This is a genomic window from Nitrosopumilus zosterae, assembly GCF_025998175.1.
GTDB classification, from domain to species: domain Archaea; phylum Thermoproteota; class Nitrososphaeria; order Nitrososphaerales; family Nitrosopumilaceae; genus Nitrosopumilus; species Nitrosopumilus zosterae.
Map to the genome: position 1 here is coordinate 323,396 of NZ_AP026695.1, position 16,874 is coordinate 340,269.

The following is a 16,874-nucleotide window of genomic DNA, read 5'->3' on the forward strand; positions in this document are numbered from 1 at the left end:
CTTGTGTTTTACGACAAAACTCATGCAAATTTGTGGAGTTGATGATGCTGGACGTGGTTCTATGCTAGGTCCACTTGTGATAGCTGGAATCTCATTAGATAAAAAAAATTTGCAAAAACTATCTTCTTTAGGAGTAAAAGATTCAAAAAAACTTTCGCCAAAACTTCGAGAGCAATTTTATAAAAAAATTATTGATATTGCAGATGATTATTACATTGTAAAAATTTCTCCTAGATTAATTGATGCCAGTGTGAAAAAACATTGTTTGAATGGTTTGGAGGCAAAATATATGGCAAAAGTAGTTTCAAAATTAAATGCTGATATATCTTATGTTGATTCATGCGATGTAAATCCTGCTCGATTTGGAAAAGAAATTTCTAAGCAATCTGATAATCGTAAAGTAAAGTCATATCATCATGCTGACAGTAGATTTGTCATAGTATCTGCAGCATCTATTCTTGCCAAAGTTACTCGAGATAAGGCAATTGCAAAATTAAGACAAAATCATGATTTGGGTAGTGGGTATCCATCTGATACTGTAACTGTAAAATTTGTGACTAAATATCATGTAACATATAGTGTTCTGCCTAATTTTGTGCGTAAAAGTTGGAAACCTGTTCAGAAAATAGTTGGAAATAATTAATTTTTATATTTTGCAATTACCATTGCATGATCCTTATCATATGGATGTAAATCTATAGATTGTAAAATATCAAAATTTGCTTTTAGTTTTTCTGTTTCCTCCTCAACAATTCTTCTTGGTGATTTTGTAACATCTATACTTCGTGTTTTAATTACCAAAAAGAAATATCCGCCATTTTTTAGATACATTTCACAATTATCTAATGCTATTTGTGTCTGGTCGGGCTGGGCAATGTCTACATATACTATATCGACTTTTCCAAATACTGAAAAGTATTCTTTTGGTTTTCTTGCATCCTGCAAAATTGGCATGATGTTTGATCTGTATGATGCCACTCTATCTAAGAAATCTCTTGCAACTCTACTTGCATGTTCAACTGCAAACACCATTCCACTTGGGCCCACAATATCTGAAATATGACTAACAGTTGTTCCAGTAGATGCCCCTAAATACAGAACTTTACTTTTATTTTCAAAAGGAAAATATTCTAATTCATTCATTATGGCTGCTGCTAATTTACTTCTAAATGCATCCCATAACCTATATTCAATTCCTTTTTTGATAATTAATTTTTCTTTATAGACTTGGTTTCCTGGAACCAAATTTTCAGTAGCTAGTTTTCTTTCGCCTTCTGATTTTATCCAAAAAAATGATTGATTATCTTCTTCCAAACTTTTTTCTCTTTTTATTTGAATCTGTTCTTTCATAATTTATTCTACCACCTTCTCTTCTTCTATCGCCACCTTCTCTTCTTCTATCGCCACCTTCTCTTCTTCTATCGCCACCTTCTCTTCTTCTATCGCCACCTTCTCTTCTTCTATCACCACCTTCTCTTCTTCTATCGCCACCTTCTCTTCTTCTATCACCACCTTCTCTTCTTCTATCACCACCTTCTCTTCTTCTATCACCACCTTCTCTTCTTCTATCACCACCTTCTCTTCTTCTATCACCAAAGCTTCCACCGTCACGTCTAAATGATTGAGGTTTTCTGATGTCTTTCTCGGTTGGATTTTCGTATTTTTTGCCTATTTCATCTACTCTAATGTTGAGTTTTTCAAGCAAAGTCTGATTTAGACCTTCACCATAAACATCAACTCTGGCAGCAATGACTGCTTTTGCAGCAACTGCTCTTGCAATCTTTCCTCTTTGCCATCTAGGAGCAGCATGAACCATGGCATGTTGGAACAGTAGTCCGTGTTTTGGTGGTTGTGAACCTGTCTTTAATGATCTAAACAATGCTTTCTCAGCTCCTAGAACTTGTATTGTACTGGCAGGAAGCGATGCTAATCTTTTGAGACTTCCTGCTCTTCCTAAAATTCTGGCACCAACTGCACTTCCAAGAATTGCTGAAAGGTTTGGTGCAATTTCTTGCATTGCAGTTTCAACATGCTCTTCAAGTTTTTTACGTAACTCGTGGAAATCTAAGATTTGTTTTGCTATTGATTGCACTATAGCTAAATTAACGTCTGAGATATCTCCTCCTCTGCTTTTAGATGAAATTAAAGATAGCATTTCTACTTTTGATTCTGGAAAACCTGCGTCCTCAAAAACTTGCTTTGTTAATGATTCTCGTTTTCCAGCAAGAACGATTTGTGCATATCCATTAATACTATCAATAATGTTATCCAATTCTGGGAAATGCAATCCATACCATTCTCTGAGCCTTGAACTTAGACCATTTGCAATTTTATCAATTTCATCTAATGAATTGATTGCTTGAATTATGTGAAGATCTGGGCTTTCTGATACTTCGGTAACTTTTGATGATGATAATCCTAAAGCAAATTCTCTTAGTTTACCTAACGTATCTTGCAAATTCGAAGCAAATCCTGAATCTACAATAATTTGAGGTTTTGTTGCTTGAATGTTGTTTAATTCTGATGCGTCCATCAAGTAACAGTCAATTGAAAATTTTTTTAAAATTGAAAGTAATGATTCATCACTAACAGAAACTCCTCTTTGAATAGAAGCAAGATAGTTGATTAATTCATTTAGTTTTGATTCCTTGTTTTTTACTAACAGATATTCTTTAACTGGGTTTGAGAATGGGAATGCTCTTTCAATCTTTCCGTCATTGAAAACTGAGATTCCTAACTCTGTTAATATCACAGAATACATGACTAGTTGATTCTAAATCACCTTTAAAAAAGGTACCAGAATCGTAAATCAACTATTATATTCGAAACTAAGCTCATTATTCAAAGTGGAACTCAGTCTAGCAACTTCCATAGGTCAAATTCAATTAGATAGGCCTGTGATGCTAGCGTCTGGAATTCTGGGCATATCTTTGGATGTTTTTAATCGATTGTATCGTTCCGGCGTAGGTGCTGTTGTAACTAAATCTCTTAGTACAGAACCCTGGGAAGGCTATCCCAATCCGACTATCTTTAGTGTAAAGGGCGGAGGATGGATAAATGCAGTAGGCCTCTCAAATCCTGGAGCTACTAATTTTGCAAAAATGATTGAGCCTAATCAGGATGTTCCAATAGTTGTGAGTTTGGTGGGTTCAATTCCGGAAGATTTTGAAATGATGATTAAACAATTTGAAAATTGTAAAGTTACGGCATATGAGCTGAATCTGTCCTGTCCACATGTGGCCAAAGTCGGTTTAGAAGTTGGCGATGATCCTGAATTAGTTAAAAAAATTGTGACTACTGCAAAAAATACCACTGATGTTCCAATAATAGCAAAAGTTGGTTTAGGAACTACTCATTATCTTAACACTGTAAGTGCAGCAATAGATTCTGGAATTGATGCAATCACTGCAATCAATACTGTTAGAGCAATGGCAATAGATGTTGAAACTCAACGACCAATTCTCAGTAATAAATTTGGAGGGTTATCTGGGACTCCAATCAAACCAATTGCATTGAGGTGTGTCTATGAAATTTCTTCAAAACATGACATCCCAATAATTGGGTGTGGCGGTATATCTACATGGGAGGATGCAGTTGAATTCTTTTTAGCAGGCGCTTCTGCAATTCAACTTGGTAGTGCGGTAGGAGATAATTGGATTGATGTTTTCAATGATATCAATAATGGAATATTGCAGTACATGAAAAGAAAAAACTATTCTTCAATAAAGGAAATGGTGGGTCTTGCAAAGAAACAATAATCATACAACAATTGTTACCATTGAAAAAGTAATTGATGAAACACCTACTGTCAGAACTTTAGTTTTTTCTGATGATGTGATGTCCAATGTTCTTCCCGGACAATTTGCAATGGTTTGGATTCCAGGAGTCAATGAATTACCAATGAGTGTGATGATTTCTAAAGAATCTGGAAAAGCAGCATTCACAGTTAGAAAACATGGACCTGCTTCAACTGGTTTGTTTAATATTCTCGAAGGTCAACAAATTGGAATTCGTGGCCCGTATGGAAATTCATTTGATCTAAAAGAAGGAAAACTTTTGTTAGTTGGTGGTGGAACCGGTCTTGTCCCAATGATGCGATTGCTCACTTTTGTAAAACCTGCTGATGATGTTACTGTTTTAATTGGTGCAAAATCTAAAGATGAGGTATTTTTTGAAGACTTGGCAAACAATTTGTTGGAAAATAACCCTCACAAAGTAATTGTCTCAACTGATGACGGAAGTTATGGTGAAAAAGGATTTGTCACTGATTTGGTTGAAAAACTTGTCAGCAAATCTCATTTTGATGGGGTTTATGTATGCGGGCCTGAAATAATGATGTACAAAACCGTACAATCCGCTCATTCTAGGAAAATGTTTGTCCAAGCTAGTCTTGAGAGGATGATGAAATGTGGTGTTGGAATTTGTGGTAGTTGCTGTGTAGGCGAAGATCTGGTATGCCGTGACGGGACTGTCTTTGATGGGCAACACCTCTCAACAAACAAGGAATTTGGTCATTTTTACAGAAATAAGGCTGGGATCTTAGAAAATTATTGAATTTGACTAGCAAGGTTTAAAATAAATCACAAAATTATTTCCATGACGGAAATGGGAACTCCAAAAATTGTATTAACTGCAGATAGAACCCTGATGTCTCCTTATAGGGGATTGTCGCTTGCAACATTTTTTGGTTGTGCGCCAGCTATTGACCCAAACCGCGATAAAAACAGCTTTTGGTATAAAATTCTTGGAAAACAGGTAACTCCCAAAATACTCTTTGATTTTATTTGTAATTATATTCCTCATACAAATGGTGTTGCAAACTATGCCCCATATGGCTTGAGAAAATTAGAAGCTGGTTTGCTTCGAGATGGATTTAGCAGACAGGATGTAGTAGTTGCCCATCCTGATCATATTGAACAATTTATTGGTCCTCAAACAGAAGTTGTCGGAACATATGAGATGGATCCTCTTGGAATGGGTCCTGTAACTATGACATTTACTTATGGCAGAAAACAAACATCTTATGATGAATTTTACAATACTGAACTACATCATAGAATCAAAGCTGCTAAATTAAAAACTGGAAGTAAGGCCAAAGTAATTTCTGGTGCATCTGGAACTTGGCAATACAATTATGATCCAGAAAAAATCGAGGAATTTGGAATTTATGCAATTCTGGAAGGGGAATTGGGTGGGATTGCACCTGAAATTGATGGACATGCTGGACGATTCTTCAACTATTTGATAAATGGTGACTTTGAAAACATGGATCCTTTCAGAAAGAGAAGTGACTTTAAAGTTAACATAAAAGAATTTGAAAGAAACGGAAAAAAAATCCATGGACGTTTTGTTAATTTCTGGGATAGACCCGAACTTGAAGAAATTCCTGACATTGTGGAACCAAGTATGCATGGAATGGTTGAGGTAATGCGTGGTTGTGGCAGGGGTTGCAAGTTCTGTGATGTTACATTAAGATCATTGAGATATTATTCTCCTGAAAAAGTCAAAAGAGAAATTGAAGTTAACATAAAGAAGGGTGGTTCTAAATCTGCATGGATTCACAGTGATGATATTTTTGTTTATGGTATGGATCCTCGAACTGCGAAAGGGATGGAACCAAACAGAGAAGCACTAGAAGAATTGTTCACTGCAATCATGTCAACAGGGGTTGAACACACAAACCCAACTCACGGAACTCTTGCTGGAGCTATTGCTGATGAAAAATTAATTCCTAATCTCTCTAAAATCATCAAAGCAGGTCCTGATAACATGATTGGTGTTCAAGCTGGATTTGAAACTGGCAGTCTTAGATTAATCGGTAAATATGCTGATAGAAAACTTGCACCATATTCTCCTGACGAATGGCATTGGGTTGTCAAAGAAGGCGTCAAGACATTAAATCAAGACTATTGGATTCCTGCATTTACCTTGATTATGGGTCTTGATAATGATGAAACGCCTGAAGATTCTTGGGAGACTATACGTTTACTTAGTGAATTGGAAAATGAACAACCTGATTCTATGTTTACAGCTACTGCATTAACATTCGTTCCTATTGGATTGCTAGAAAAATCTGATTTCTTTAACATTGGAAATGAGATGACTCCTGCTCAACTAGGCGTGCTTTACAAAACTTGGCAACACAATTTCAAATATGGCATTCAGAAATTTATGACCAAGACTGGCTCTAAAGGCCCTCAAAGATACTTCTTTAATGCCATAGCAAGATCTCTTGGCGGTGTTCCTCTTGGTGCAATGGAGAGATATGCTAGAAGAAAGAGCAAGGAACACGAAAAAGTCATTGAGCTTGTCAAAGCCAAGTATTGGTAGTCATACAAATACATAAATTCACTAATTCTTATTCCTAAATATGGCAACACACGGTTCACTTACCAAAGCAGGTAAAGTAAGAGGACAGACACCAAAAGTTGAAGGGCGAAAAATTGTAGGTACTAGTTCTAGTCTTAGAAACAAAAGTAACTTCAAAAAGCGATTTGTTCTAGGCAGATTCCCTGGTCAGAACAAACCAGGACAAAGAAGAAAGAGACGTTAATCGATTCTTTTCAAAATTTTATCATTTTACGATCTGTGTCTATTATTTGTAATTCTAAATGACCGATCAACCGAAACTTTACAGCAACAAAAACAACCGTAGATTTGACAGAACCTCAAAACAGGAACTGTCAACATGAAGGTTGATAATTCTTCGTGTTAAGTGTCGGTTGATCGGTGTCAAGATTTTTGAACCGTATGATAAAGTACTCGTACTGTAATGGTTAAATGTCATACTTAGATCCGCTGTGATCATGGAGGTGAGAGAATGGACGAAAACTGCGGTTGTAAGAACAAGGAATACACCTACGTTTGCGAGGACGATGTGTGTATCCCTGTTACTGAAGAACCTAAGTGCTTCACACAGAAGTCGACCTTCTACAAACTAGATTAGTTCTGTAAGTTCAAAAGAACTATTCTAATTCCCTTATTTTTTTATCAGCGATCTATTTAGATCTGTCGCATTTTGAATTAGCGTTAACCACTTGTTTGAGCCTTCAATTTCGATTCCACAGGCTTGAGCTGGAGTCTTGCCTTCTAGACCCATATGTGGGCGTAGGTAGTTATGATAAATTTGGTAGCCTGTCAAAATAGGAGTATCCATTTTCTTCAATCCTCTCATTACTTTTTCCCTGTCACGAATCTCACCGTTCAATCTCTCTTGGATGTTATTGTTTCTGTCGCCTTGAAGATGTATGTGTCTGATGTGTAAGGTTCTATCTTCCCTTTTTAGTGACCAAAATTCTTTCTTGTATGCTTCATGATATGATCCTAATCCGTCTGTAATGAACACTTTGGGTTTTGCCTGTGTAACCTCTTTTGATTTCTGTAACAAACCTCTTGCATCATGACCTTCTTTTCTGTCTGCAACTTCTTGAGCTATCCAGTATCTAGTCTCTTGATCCATTAATGCAAATACGTATTTCAAATCACCATGAATCTTCATGTAGATTTCATCGGCGTGCCAAGCATCGCCTACATTAGGAACGATTTTGTCAATATACTTCTGCATCAGTTCGGTGTATTTTGTAATCCAGTTATACACAGTAACATGAGATACATTAGTTCCCTGCAATTTCAAGAATTTTGTAACGCCTCGTAGGGATTCACCTGTAAAGTAGAGTTGTAAAGCTGATGTAATTGATTGTGGAGTTGATTTCATTCTTTCAAATCCTAAGTTAATTGAGAATGTCTTGTGACAATCAGAGCATACGAATCTTTGAATGTTGCCAGACTTGTTTTTTCTGATTCCAAATTTCTTTACGTTATCTGAATGGCAGAATTTACAGTTTGAAATTGTAATTGATGGAATTGTAATCTTATTTTGCTGTCTGACTTCCTGTCTTATCTTTATGCTGATTTCAATGGCATGGATGTGCTTGCAACAGACTTTTCTGAACTTGTGATCCGCACAGTTACAAGTCCAAGAATTGCCTACCTTTACTACATCGTATTTTCTTTTTGATGTCTGTGAGTGTACCTTGTAATGAATGTCAGATACACGAATCAGGTCTGATTTCAAGGCTATTTCTTTTCCTTTTTGCTCACGTTTGTTTTTCATCTTACTTACTAGGTATATTGTATAAGGTATTATTAAATATTTACCTAGTAGGTATATCCTTAAATATTTGAATACATACTATCTAAACAATGGGAATTGTAAAGCTTGAGGGATATTCATGTGATAGATGCGGACACCAATGGGTACCACGAACCAAGATAAATGAACTTCCCATCATATGTCCTAAATGCAAGTCACCATACTGGAACAAGCCACGACAAGGTAATACAAAGAAACATTTGGATTGGAAAGAAAAAAGGAGAATGACATAATGGTTCAAAAAGAATTTGGTTGTGACAACAACGGATGTAATCACACCATTGTAGTAACTTCTCCTGATGATGTATACACAAGACTTCTTCGCGATGTTTGTTGTGACGAAAGTATGGAAAAAAAATACGAATGTGATGATTGCCATTTTATGAATACACGTTACTGGTGTGTTAAACATCCGTCTCACGTAATTGGGTTTGGTGCAAAAGATCCGTATGATGAGACTAGATTTTCTACTTATGTTTAGATTCATTTTATAAAAAATGAACTAACCACAAAGAATTCAAACCCATCAATCTTTTTCAAACCTTCTATTAGTTTCTTGATCTGTTCTTCTGTGAGATTATCTCTGGGTTTTACATTTGCTTGAATCATATTACCTATTAGGTAATACCTAGTATATGAGAACTATTAGATGGATCAACCGAGGTTAACAGGTAGAATTTTTTACCGTCAACTTAACAGAACCTCAAAACAATACTCTTATAAAGTACTCGTACCGTACCATACGGTATGGTAGAAGATTTAAGATTAGATAGTTTAGAGGGCGTAGGTCCTGTAACTACAAGAAAATTATCCGATGCAGGTGTCCACAACGTCATGGATCTCATCGTCAGAGGTCCTGTAGAAATTGCAGAAATAACTGGAATGGAAAAGGACACTGCTGAAAAAATTGTCAATAAAGCCAGACAACATTTAGTTGATGGAGGATTAATTGCCAAACATTTTGTTAGTGCAACTGAAATTTACAAACACCGACAAAGTATTGGTAAAATTACAACTGGTACAAATTGTCTTGATACACTATTTGATGGTGGTATTGAGACTCAGGCCCTTACAGAAGTTTATGGTGAATTTGGATGTGGTAAAACACAGTTTGCTCATACAATGTCTGTAATGGTTCAAAAAACCAAAGAAGAAGGTGGTCTTGAAGGTAGTGTATTATACATTGATACTGAAAACACTTTCAGACCTGAAAGAATTGTATCTATTGCCAAAGCTCATGACATGGATCCGGAAAAAGTTCTAGATAACATCATAGTTGCTCGTGCATACAACAGTGCACATCAGGTGTTAATTCTAGAGGAAGCTGGCCCTATAATTGAAGAAAACAATGTTAAACTAATTGTTGCAGATTCTGCAGTTGGACTATTCCGTGCTGAATATCTTGGAAGAGGAACATTGTCTGTTAGACAGCAAAAACTAAATCATTTTGTTCATTTGCTATCTAGAATTGCAGAAACATACAACTGTGCTGCAATTGCAACCAACCAAGTTATGGCATCACCTGATGTCTTTTTTGGAGATCCAACAAGACCAATTGGTGGAAATGTAGTTGCACATACCAGTACATACAGAATCTACTTTAAGAAATCAGGCAAGAAACGAATTGCCAGAATGGTAGATAGTCCTCACCATCCTGAAGAGGAAGTAATCTTTGCTCTAGGTGAAGCAGGTGTAATTGATCCTGAAGACGCCGATAAAAAGACAAAAAAGACTACCAAAAAAACAACTAAACCTGCAAAAGAAACAGCTGAAGTAGATGCTACAGAAACAGCTGAAGTAGATGCTACAGAAACAGCTGAAGTAGATAACATTGTGAAATCTACAGCAGATAATGAATCAGAAGATTCAGAACCAATTGAAGAGTAACTCTTCTCCTTTCTCTTCATTTGTTTTTTAATTTTTATTTATTTTTCACAATATTGATTAAATTATAATATCATTTGTGACTACTAATACATGATGACCGATCTTTATCGATTACTTCCAGAAGAGATGGAACAGCTAGTCATTGACATGGGTTATCCTAGATACCGTGCAGATCAAATCTTACTTCCATTGTATTATAAATTTCCAAAAGACATTAACGACATACCACAACTCCCAAAAAAATTAAGAGAAGAATTGACAGAAGCTGGATACACAATTGGTTCTGCAAAAGAGATTCATCGAATTGTTAGCAGTGATGGTGAGACAACCAAACTCTTACTCAATTTGACTGACAATAATTCTGTAGAAACAGTTTTGATGCAATACCCTTCATCTAAAATTGGCGGTCATCCAAGATCAACCATTTGTGTTTCTACTCAAATTGGTTGTGCAATGGGGTGTGTGTTTTGTGCAACAGGGCAGATGGGTTTCAAAACAAATCTTACTGCAGAACATATTGTATCACAAGTAATTCATTTTGCAGAAATTTTGGAGAAACGCGGTGAACATGTGACAAATTTGGTGTTTATGGGAATGGGTGAACCAATGGCAAACTATGATGAGATGATCAGAGCCATACGAATTTTAACTCATGATAGAGGTTTTGGATTGGGTCAAAGACACATCACGATTTCTACAATAGGTATTGTCTCTGGAATCGATAAACTCGCTGAAGAAAATCTACAGATTGGTCTTGCCATATCACTTCATTCACCAAATAATGCATTACGAAAAGAACTTGTTCCAACTGCTGGACCAAATTCTGTCAAAGATATCATTGAGGCAGGAAGACGATATTTTAAAAAAACTGGAAGACGTGTTACATTTGAGTATGCTTTGATGGATGGAATTAATGACTCTCCTGAAATTGCAACAGAACTAGCTAGTCTTTTGAAAGGTAATGGTTCTCATGTCAATCTAATCCCAATCAATCCAACAGCTGGAGATTTTAAACGACCATCAAAACAGCGAGTACTTGAATTTGAACGAATTTTATCTAATGCTGGTGTAAATTGTACTGTGCGGGTGGAAAAAGGAACTGAGATCTCAGCTGCTTGTGGGCAACTCCGAACCGATATTATTGGCTAATTTTGCCTAAAACATGTTCTAAGTCTTAAAATAGGGCTTTCGAAGATTTTACACTTAATGGCAACTAAGAAATCTCATGGTCGTTCACACGGATTTAAGCACAAATCTAGATCCGTCATGAAGAAAGTATCTCCTAGGGGAGTCTCATTCTTGTTACGTGAATATCAAGAGGGCCAGCAGGCACTTGTCATTATTGATCCTAGACAGCACAAAGGACTGCCACACAGAAGATACCATGGCAAAGTAGGTGTCATTACCAATGTTGGTAGACGTGCAATTACACTTGATGTGAAATTAGGAGAAAAATCGAAAACCTTAATCACTAGATTGGATCACATAAAACCATTCGGTGTATGATATGGAAGAAGTACAAAAGAAACAAGCAATTTCTCTTTCAGAAGTTAAAGAAATCTTAGGTAAAGTTGATCCTGAGGAAATGGATCAAATTCAAAGATGGACTTATGATTATGTTTCAAAGTTTGCATCAATAGAACCAAAGGATGCCAAAGAAATGAAAAAACAACTCATTAAAGAATGTGAGTTAACAGAAGACGAGGCTGTTGAAATTGTTAACATTAGACCCACAAGTTTAGCTGAACTACGTTCGTTCACATTTGGTTGGAAAAAACTAATTCTTGCTGAAACTCTAGAAAAGATGCTCAAGATAATCAAGGGGCAATAGTACTTTTTTCGGAGAACTTTATTTTGTATAGGGCACAATCCCCACCTAGGAAATATGAAGAGCATGCTTATGTTCTGGATTTCAATCCTCGGGGAAAATCATCGACAGTTAGAGGACGAGAAGGAATTATTGTTACTGCAATTGGGGAAGATCGTCTTACTCTTTTAGAAATTCTTGGAATTCCAAACTCTGTTTTTGAAATTGGTGAGAAAATCTATATCGGAAAAGACGGCCGAACCAAGGTTCTATCTGTTTTAGGAAAAATGGATTATGACAAAATTTCATCATCTGCACAAAGTGAGTTACCTGCTGTTGTCGAAAAAATTGTAACTAATAATGAATCCAAATTTGTAGAGTATCTGAACAAAGCACAACCATTAACACCTCGAATTCACGCTCTTGAATTAATTCCTGGAATTGGCAAGACCTACATGAAAACAATGTTGGAAGAACGGGAAAAGAAAAAATTTGAAAGTTATGATGATTTACAAGAAAGAGTTGGGCTCAAAGAACCAGTTAAGCATATTTCACAGCGAATCATGGATGAAATCACTGGTGAAAGCAGAATGAATCTCTTTGTCAAGAGATGATAAAACGTAAACGGTTCGGACAACACTTCCTAAACTCTAGTTCAATAGCCAAATCCATTGTTTCTGAGGCTAAAATCACAAAAAATGATACCGTTTTTGAGTTGGGAACTGGATTGGGCATCTTGACTCCTCTTCTATGTGAGAAAGCAAACAAGGTTATCTCCATGGATGTGGACAAGCAACTGATTGAGGATGCAAAATCTGATTTTTCTAAAATTCATAATTTAATTCTGAAATCTGGTGATGGTTTTAAGAACAACGCCCCTTTCACCATTTTTGTGTCCAATCTTCCGTATTCTAAGAGTAAAGAAGCAATTGAATGGCTTGCGGAATCTTCGTTCTCACATGGTGTGATAATGGTTCAAAAGGAATTTGCAGAGAAATTGCTTGCAAAATCATCAAAAAAACGCAAAGCAATAAGTGTAATTGCTGATCATGCATTTGAAATCAGTATTCTTTCCAATGTAAGTAAGAATAACTTTTCCCCGCCTCCCAAAGTTGATTCAGTAATTCTGAAAATAGTGAAAAAAAATATCATGAAAAAAGATCTAATTCAAACAATAAATAAAATTTTTTCATACAGGAGGAAAACTGTTAAGAATATTTTAAAACAATTCAATAAAGAAACTGTAATAGATAAAAGAGTGGATGATCTTTCTGGGGATGAAATAATTAACCTTGCAAACCAAATTCTTGAAAAATGAAGAATATCCTCCTTCTGAGGATACTTTTTTCATCGTAAAAAATATTGAAAATGAAAAAGGAAATTTTGCTTTGGATGTGGGAAGCGGTTCTGGATATCTGACAAAATTGCTTTCTGAGAATTTTACCTTTGTAGTTGGGACTGACATTAATTTCAACGTCTTAAAAGATCAAACTTACAAAACAAAAAACATTGTCTGTTGTAGCGGTTCTGATGCATTAAAAATCAAATTTGATTTTATTGTATGCAATCTGCCCTATCTTGCAACTGATGAAATCTTGGATGTTGCAACGGATGGTGGCACAGATGGGTTTGAGATTCCTAAAAAAATATTCGACTCTGTAATTAACAATATTGCAGAAAATGGAAAGTTTGTCTTTGTAACTTCTTCATTGTCTGACTATCAAAAATTAATTCATTATGCCCAAAAGTTAGGCCTGCAAACCCGTATTGTGGCAAAAAAGAAACTTTTCTTTGAGGAATTGATTCTAGTAGAGGCTTCTAACTGACTATTTTCTGAGTTTTTCTTTTGCGTATGTGATAATTGCATCTGTCATTTGAGTAGTCGATGCGTTTCCTCCAATATCCCAGGTAACTGTTTTTCCTTCATTAATCACTTGATAAGTTGCATCAAATATTGCGTCTCTAATTTCTCTCTCACCTAGATATTCTGCCATCCAAGCACCTGACAGAACGGTTGCAGTGGGATTTACTTTATTTTGACCTGCAAATTGAGGCGCGCTTCCATGTGCTGCTTCAAACATTGCAAAATTGTCCCCCATATTTGCAGAATAAATCAATCCTATGGATCCTACCAGTCCAGAAGCTAATTCTGAAATAATATCCATGAACAAATTAGTACTTACAAGAACCGCTCCATTAAACTGCTCAGGAGCTACTACCATTTGTTGCGCCATATTGTCAATGTAAATTTCTGATAATTCTACATCTGTTCCTTCAACGGCTTTTTGAGCTGAACTCCAAAATATTCCATCTGTCTCTTTGAGAATGTTTCTTTTGGTTATTGCCACCATTTTTTTCATATTGTATTGTTTTGCCCAATTCATTGCAGAATTTAAAAATCTATCACAACCTTGTCTTGTAATTTTTCTAATGGCAATTGCCGCATCGTCTGTTATTTTTGCTTCAACACCAGTGTATAATCCCTCAGTTGCTTCCCTAAAACAAACACAGTCTAATTTTCTATCCGGTGTCAGTCTGTCAAAAGTTTTGGTTGGTCTTATGTTGGAATATAATTCGAATTTTTGACGTAGAGTGACAGCAACACTTCTTGGGGCTCCTGGAACTGGGATTGTTGTAGTCGGTCCCTTAAAACACGCATCGGATTCTTCTAAAATGCTAATGGTCTCATCAGGAATGTATGATTTGTCTTTTCTTCCATTTTTATCCCATTGCTCTGAGCCTGCCTCACAGAGAATAATCTCTGATTGGATATTGCATTCTTTCAAAACTTTTAGCATCGAGTCTACTACTTCAGGTCCAATACCGTCTCCTCTCATAACTGCTGCTTTTTTACTCAAAACTGCCTGCTTTTGATGAGTTTATTATTTAATTCTACCTTGCAAATGAAATGTGATCTACATGTTTTCTATAGAGATGATTTAATACCTAATTTACCAAGGTTCTATCAAATGAAAATAGTTCAAATCTCTGATCTGCATGTGGGCTCTCAATTTTTACAGGACAAATTTGACACTCTAGTTGCAGAAGTCAATGAATTAAATCCTGAAGTGATTGTAATTACTGGTGATCTGACAAATGAAGGCTTGATGAAAGAATATGCGCAATGCAAATCAATGCTGGAAAAGTTTAACACAAAAAAAATTATTGCAATTAGTGGAAACCATGATTATCGAAACACCGGTTATCTGTTATTCAAAAAATTCTTTCCGTTTGAATCTGTAAATGAATTGAATGATGATGTTGTTCTAGTTACAGTTGGAACCGCTAGGCCTGACAGAAATGAAGGTGAAGTAGGTTACAGACAAAATTTATGGTTGGAGAGAACTATGAAAAAATACAAAGATAAAGTAAAGATTGTTGCAATGCATCATCATTTGATTGCAATTCCTGACACTGGTTCTGATCAACTTACTGTTGTTGATGCAGGTGATGTGCTGCGAACTGTTTTGGATACCCATGTTGACATAGTGCTGTGTGGACACAAGCATAGACCTTGGGCTTGGAATTTTAGAACTCTTACTGTCGTTAATGCTGGAACCGCTACATCTGAGCGTGTACGTGGTTTCTTTGAAAATACTTACAACATTCTAACAATCTCTGATAAAAAAGTCCAGGTGGATCTCAAAATAGTAGGCGGAAAAAGACTGCCAATTGATGAAATAGTGAATAACTATAGCCAATTTGCCGACGAGTGAATTTATTTACAGATTAAATCTAGGCATCTTTGTGCGGGGGTCGCCTAGCCTGGTAGGGCGTAGGATTGCTAATCCTATGTTCGCAAGAACGCGGGGGTTCAAATCCCCCTCCCCGCGCCATTAAAACTTAATAGACCGATTTGGGAAGTTTTTTCAATGGGACGAAGAAAAACACAAAAAATTATTCGTAGTGGTCCAAAAAATGCAACTACTGGAATGTGTCCTGTCTGTAAAACAATCGGCAAGGTATTCCTTCTAGGTCCACCTGGGCAAGAGAGAGGAAAATGTGAAAAATGCCGCCAAGAATTTGAATTATAACATTCTAACAAATACCATATCTTTCATTTACTGACCATGCATACTGTGGCCTGATATCAAATCCCTGATCTTTGGCAGAATCAAGTTTTTAGAACTTGTAGCTTTCAACATCTAAGGATGCTCAAAGAGATTCTAATTAATTCTGTTCCAATACTGTACAATGATTTTTGCAAACTAGAAACAATACCATATTTCAAAAGTTAACTTTGGATGTAACAGAAAAATCTCACACTGATGGTAAAGACACACAATACATCATTATTTTATCAAATGTTTTGGAAAACAAATATCTGTGCAGAAAGTGTCGACATTTCTATCCAAGAATGCATTTCAGTTAACGAATAATCAAAATATTAAAACTTGATATACGAAAAAATGCGTGATTGATAATGATAGTAATCTGTCTGACAAGAAAGAAAAGAGATTAAACTCTATAAAAAAAGCTCATAGCCAAAAGAATTCATTTACTACCCGGATGGAGGATTATCTTGAAGTAATATCTGAGCTAGTAGAACTCAAAGGATATGCTTCCCCTACAGACATCTCAAATTACATGGATGTACGGCCTCCCAGCGTAACCAAAATGTTGCGTCGTTTAGATGCTGATGGTTATTTAGAATATACAAAATACCGTGGATTGAAATTAACTCTTAAAGGAATGAACATTGCAAATGACATACGCCAAAAACATAGTGACTTGTTGGATTTTTTTGAGATTATTGGCGTTGATGGTTCTATAGCCAACAAAGACGTTGAGGGGATCGAACATCACATAAACCCAAAAACAATGAAACAGTTAAGAAAATTTACTACCTTTCTTAAATCCAATCCTGATCTACTTTATTCATTTAACAGAGCACGTTTTTAGTCAAAATTCAGTCTTTGAATTATGATGCTTTCTATCATTCAAAGTTTTTCAGTCATCGCTGTGTAAATAAAGTTGCACTAGACTAATAAATTTAGCCTAGACTAACTTTATATTATTCTGCGCGCC

The 16,874-nt window shown here is 35.9% G+C and carries 21 protein-coding genes and 1 tRNA gene; 18 read left to right on the forward strand and 4 right to left on the reverse strand.

Annotated elements, in window-relative coordinates; all coding sequences use genetic code 11:
* The first annotated feature begins 22 nt into the window (after positions 1 to 22).
* Complete coding sequence (gene rnhB / locus OO712_RS01940) at positions 23 to 643, forward strand: ribonuclease HII (RefSeq protein WP_109876922.1); 621 nt, start codon at positions 23 to 25, stop codon at positions 641 to 643.
* Here the strand turns inward: rnhB and OO712_RS01945 are convergent.
* Positions 640 to 1,350: a fibrillarin-like rRNA/tRNA 2'-O-methyltransferase gene (locus OO712_RS01945; protein WP_109876921.1), complete on the reverse strand. Its 711-nt coding sequence runs from the start codon at positions 1,348 to 1,350 to the stop codon at positions 640 to 642. The two genes, rnhB and OO712_RS01945, sit on opposite strands and share 4 nt — an antisense overlap.
* Positions 1,301 to 2,761 carry an NOP5/NOP56 family protein gene (locus tag OO712_RS01950; protein WP_264953803.1) on the reverse strand — a complete coding sequence of 487 codons (1,461 nt, stop codon included), beginning with the start codon at positions 2,759 to 2,761 and terminating at the stop codon, positions 1,301 to 1,303. The genes OO712_RS01945 and OO712_RS01950 overlap by 50 nt, the downstream gene beginning before the upstream one ends.
* A gap of 85 nt (positions 2,762 to 2,846) precedes the next feature.
* Between OO712_RS01950 and OO712_RS01955 the strand changes: the two genes are divergently transcribed.
* Genes OO712_RS01955 through OO712_RS01970 form a run of 4 tightly spaced genes read left to right on the forward strand, consistent with a single transcriptional unit; the run spans position 2,847 to position 6,553 of the window.
* Positions 2,847 to 3,758 (forward strand): dihydroorotate dehydrogenase, encoded by a 912-nt coding sequence (locus OO712_RS01955; RefSeq protein ID WP_109876875.1) that lies wholly within the window; start codon positions 2,847 to 2,849, stop codon positions 3,756 to 3,758.
* Positions 3,742 to 4,554 (forward strand): dihydroorotate dehydrogenase electron transfer subunit, encoded by an 813-nt coding sequence (locus OO712_RS01960; protein WP_109876874.1) that lies wholly within the window; start codon positions 3,742 to 3,744, stop codon positions 4,552 to 4,554. Before OO712_RS01955 ends, OO712_RS01960 begins: the two co-directional genes overlap by 17 nt.
* A gap of 51 nt (positions 4,555 to 4,605) precedes the next feature.
* Positions 4,606 to 6,330: a B12-binding domain-containing radical SAM protein gene (locus tag OO712_RS01965; RefSeq protein WP_200829064.1), complete on the forward strand. Its 1,725-nt coding sequence runs from the start codon at positions 4,606 to 4,608 to the stop codon at positions 6,328 to 6,330.
* Between the two features lie 40 nt (positions 6,331 to 6,370).
* Complete coding sequence (locus tag OO712_RS01970; RefSeq protein ID WP_048115322.1) at positions 6,371 to 6,553, forward strand: 30S ribosomal protein S30e; 183 nt, start codon at positions 6,371 to 6,373, stop codon at positions 6,551 to 6,553.
* A 426-nt stretch (positions 6,554 to 6,979) separates the two neighbouring features.
* Here OO712_RS01970 and OO712_RS01975 read toward each other — a convergent pair whose 3' ends face one another.
* Positions 6,980 to 8,113, reverse strand: coding sequence for a DDE-type integrase/transposase/recombinase (locus tag OO712_RS01975; RefSeq protein WP_225866863.1), 1,134 nt, complete (start codon positions 8,111 to 8,113; stop codon positions 6,980 to 6,982).
* 89 nt (positions 8,114 to 8,202) lie between these two features.
* Between OO712_RS01975 and OO712_RS01980 the strand changes: the two genes are divergently transcribed.
* The 9 genes from OO712_RS01980 to OO712_RS02020 all read left to right on the forward strand — a co-directional run bounded on the left by OO712_RS01980 (position 8,203) and on the right by OO712_RS02020 (position 13,672).
* The gene (locus OO712_RS01980) at positions 8,203 to 8,385 is read left to right on the forward strand and encodes a hypothetical protein (protein WP_109876872.1); all 183 of its coding nucleotides are present in this window, start codon (positions 8,203 to 8,205) and stop codon (positions 8,383 to 8,385) included.
* Entirely contained in the window at positions 8,385 to 8,633 is a 249-nt protein-coding gene (locus OO712_RS01985; RefSeq protein WP_109876871.1) for a hypothetical protein, read from the forward strand. Before OO712_RS01980 ends, OO712_RS01985 begins: the two co-directional genes overlap by 1 nt.
* Positions 8,634 to 8,899: 266 nt before the next feature.
* Positions 8,900 to 10,039 (forward strand): DNA repair and recombination protein RadA, encoded by a 1,140-nt coding sequence (gene radA, locus OO712_RS01990; RefSeq protein WP_109876870.1) that lies wholly within the window; start codon positions 8,900 to 8,902, stop codon positions 10,037 to 10,039.
* Between the two features lie 93 nt (positions 10,040 to 10,132).
* Complete coding sequence (gene rlmN / locus OO712_RS01995; protein WP_109876919.1) at positions 10,133 to 11,188, forward strand: dual-specificity RNA methyltransferase RlmN; 1,056 nt, start codon at positions 10,133 to 10,135, stop codon at positions 11,186 to 11,188.
* 57 nt (positions 11,189 to 11,245) lie between these two features.
* A complete protein-coding gene (locus OO712_RS02000) occupies positions 11,246 to 11,545 on the forward strand; it encodes a 50S ribosomal protein L21 (protein WP_109876869.1) in 300 nt (99 codons plus the stop codon).
* 1 nt (position 11,546) lies between these two features.
* Positions 11,547 to 11,870 carry an RNA polymerase Rpb4 gene (locus OO712_RS02005; RefSeq protein WP_109876868.1) on the forward strand — a complete coding sequence of 108 codons (324 nt, stop codon included), beginning with the start codon at positions 11,547 to 11,549 and terminating at the stop codon, positions 11,868 to 11,870.
* Positions 11,871 to 11,893: 23 nt separating this feature from the next.
* Positions 11,894 to 12,460 carry a DUF655 domain-containing protein gene (locus OO712_RS02010; RefSeq protein WP_109876867.1) on the forward strand — a complete coding sequence of 189 codons (567 nt, stop codon included), beginning with the start codon at positions 11,894 to 11,896 and terminating at the stop codon, positions 12,458 to 12,460.
* Positions 12,457 to 13,164 (forward strand): ribosomal RNA small subunit methyltransferase A, encoded by a 708-nt coding sequence (locus tag OO712_RS02015; RefSeq protein WP_109876866.1) that lies wholly within the window; start codon positions 12,457 to 12,459, stop codon positions 13,162 to 13,164. Before OO712_RS02010 ends, OO712_RS02015 begins: the two co-directional genes overlap by 4 nt.
* Positions 13,139 to 13,672, forward strand: a complete 534-nt coding sequence (locus OO712_RS02020; RefSeq protein ID WP_109876865.1) for a HemK2/MTQ2 family protein methyltransferase — start codon at positions 13,139 to 13,141, stop codon at positions 13,670 to 13,672. The genes OO712_RS02015 and OO712_RS02020 overlap by 26 nt, the downstream gene beginning before the upstream one ends.
* On the opposite strand, the gene OO712_RS02025 is transcribed toward OO712_RS02020, so the two are convergent.
* Complete coding sequence (locus OO712_RS02025) at positions 13,673 to 14,704, reverse strand: isocitrate/isopropylmalate dehydrogenase family protein (RefSeq protein ID WP_109876864.1); 1,032 nt, start codon at positions 14,702 to 14,704, stop codon at positions 13,673 to 13,675.
* 111 nt (positions 14,705 to 14,815) lie between these two features.
* Between OO712_RS02025 and OO712_RS02030 the strand changes: the two genes are divergently transcribed.
* The 4 genes from OO712_RS02030 (at position 14,816) to OO712_RS02045 (ending at position 16,748) form a co-directional block, all read left to right on the forward strand.
* Complete coding sequence (locus OO712_RS02030) at positions 14,816 to 15,562, forward strand: metallophosphoesterase family protein (RefSeq protein ID WP_109876918.1); 747 nt, start codon at positions 14,816 to 14,818, stop codon at positions 15,560 to 15,562.
* 33 nt (positions 15,563 to 15,595) lie between these two features.
* A tRNA-Ser gene (locus OO712_RS02035) sits at positions 15,596 to 15,682 on the forward strand.
* Positions 15,683 to 15,718: 36 nt separating this feature from the next.
* On the forward strand, positions 15,719 to 15,880 hold the full coding sequence (locus OO712_RS02040) for a hypothetical protein (protein WP_200829063.1): 162 nt from the start codon (positions 15,719 to 15,721) through the stop codon (positions 15,878 to 15,880).
* 400 nt (positions 15,881 to 16,280) lie between these two features.
* Positions 16,281 to 16,748 (forward strand): metal-dependent transcriptional regulator, encoded by a 468-nt coding sequence (locus tag OO712_RS02045; protein ID WP_109876917.1) that lies wholly within the window; start codon positions 16,281 to 16,283, stop codon positions 16,746 to 16,748.
* The last annotated feature ends 126 nt before the right edge of the window (positions 16,749 to 16,874 follow it).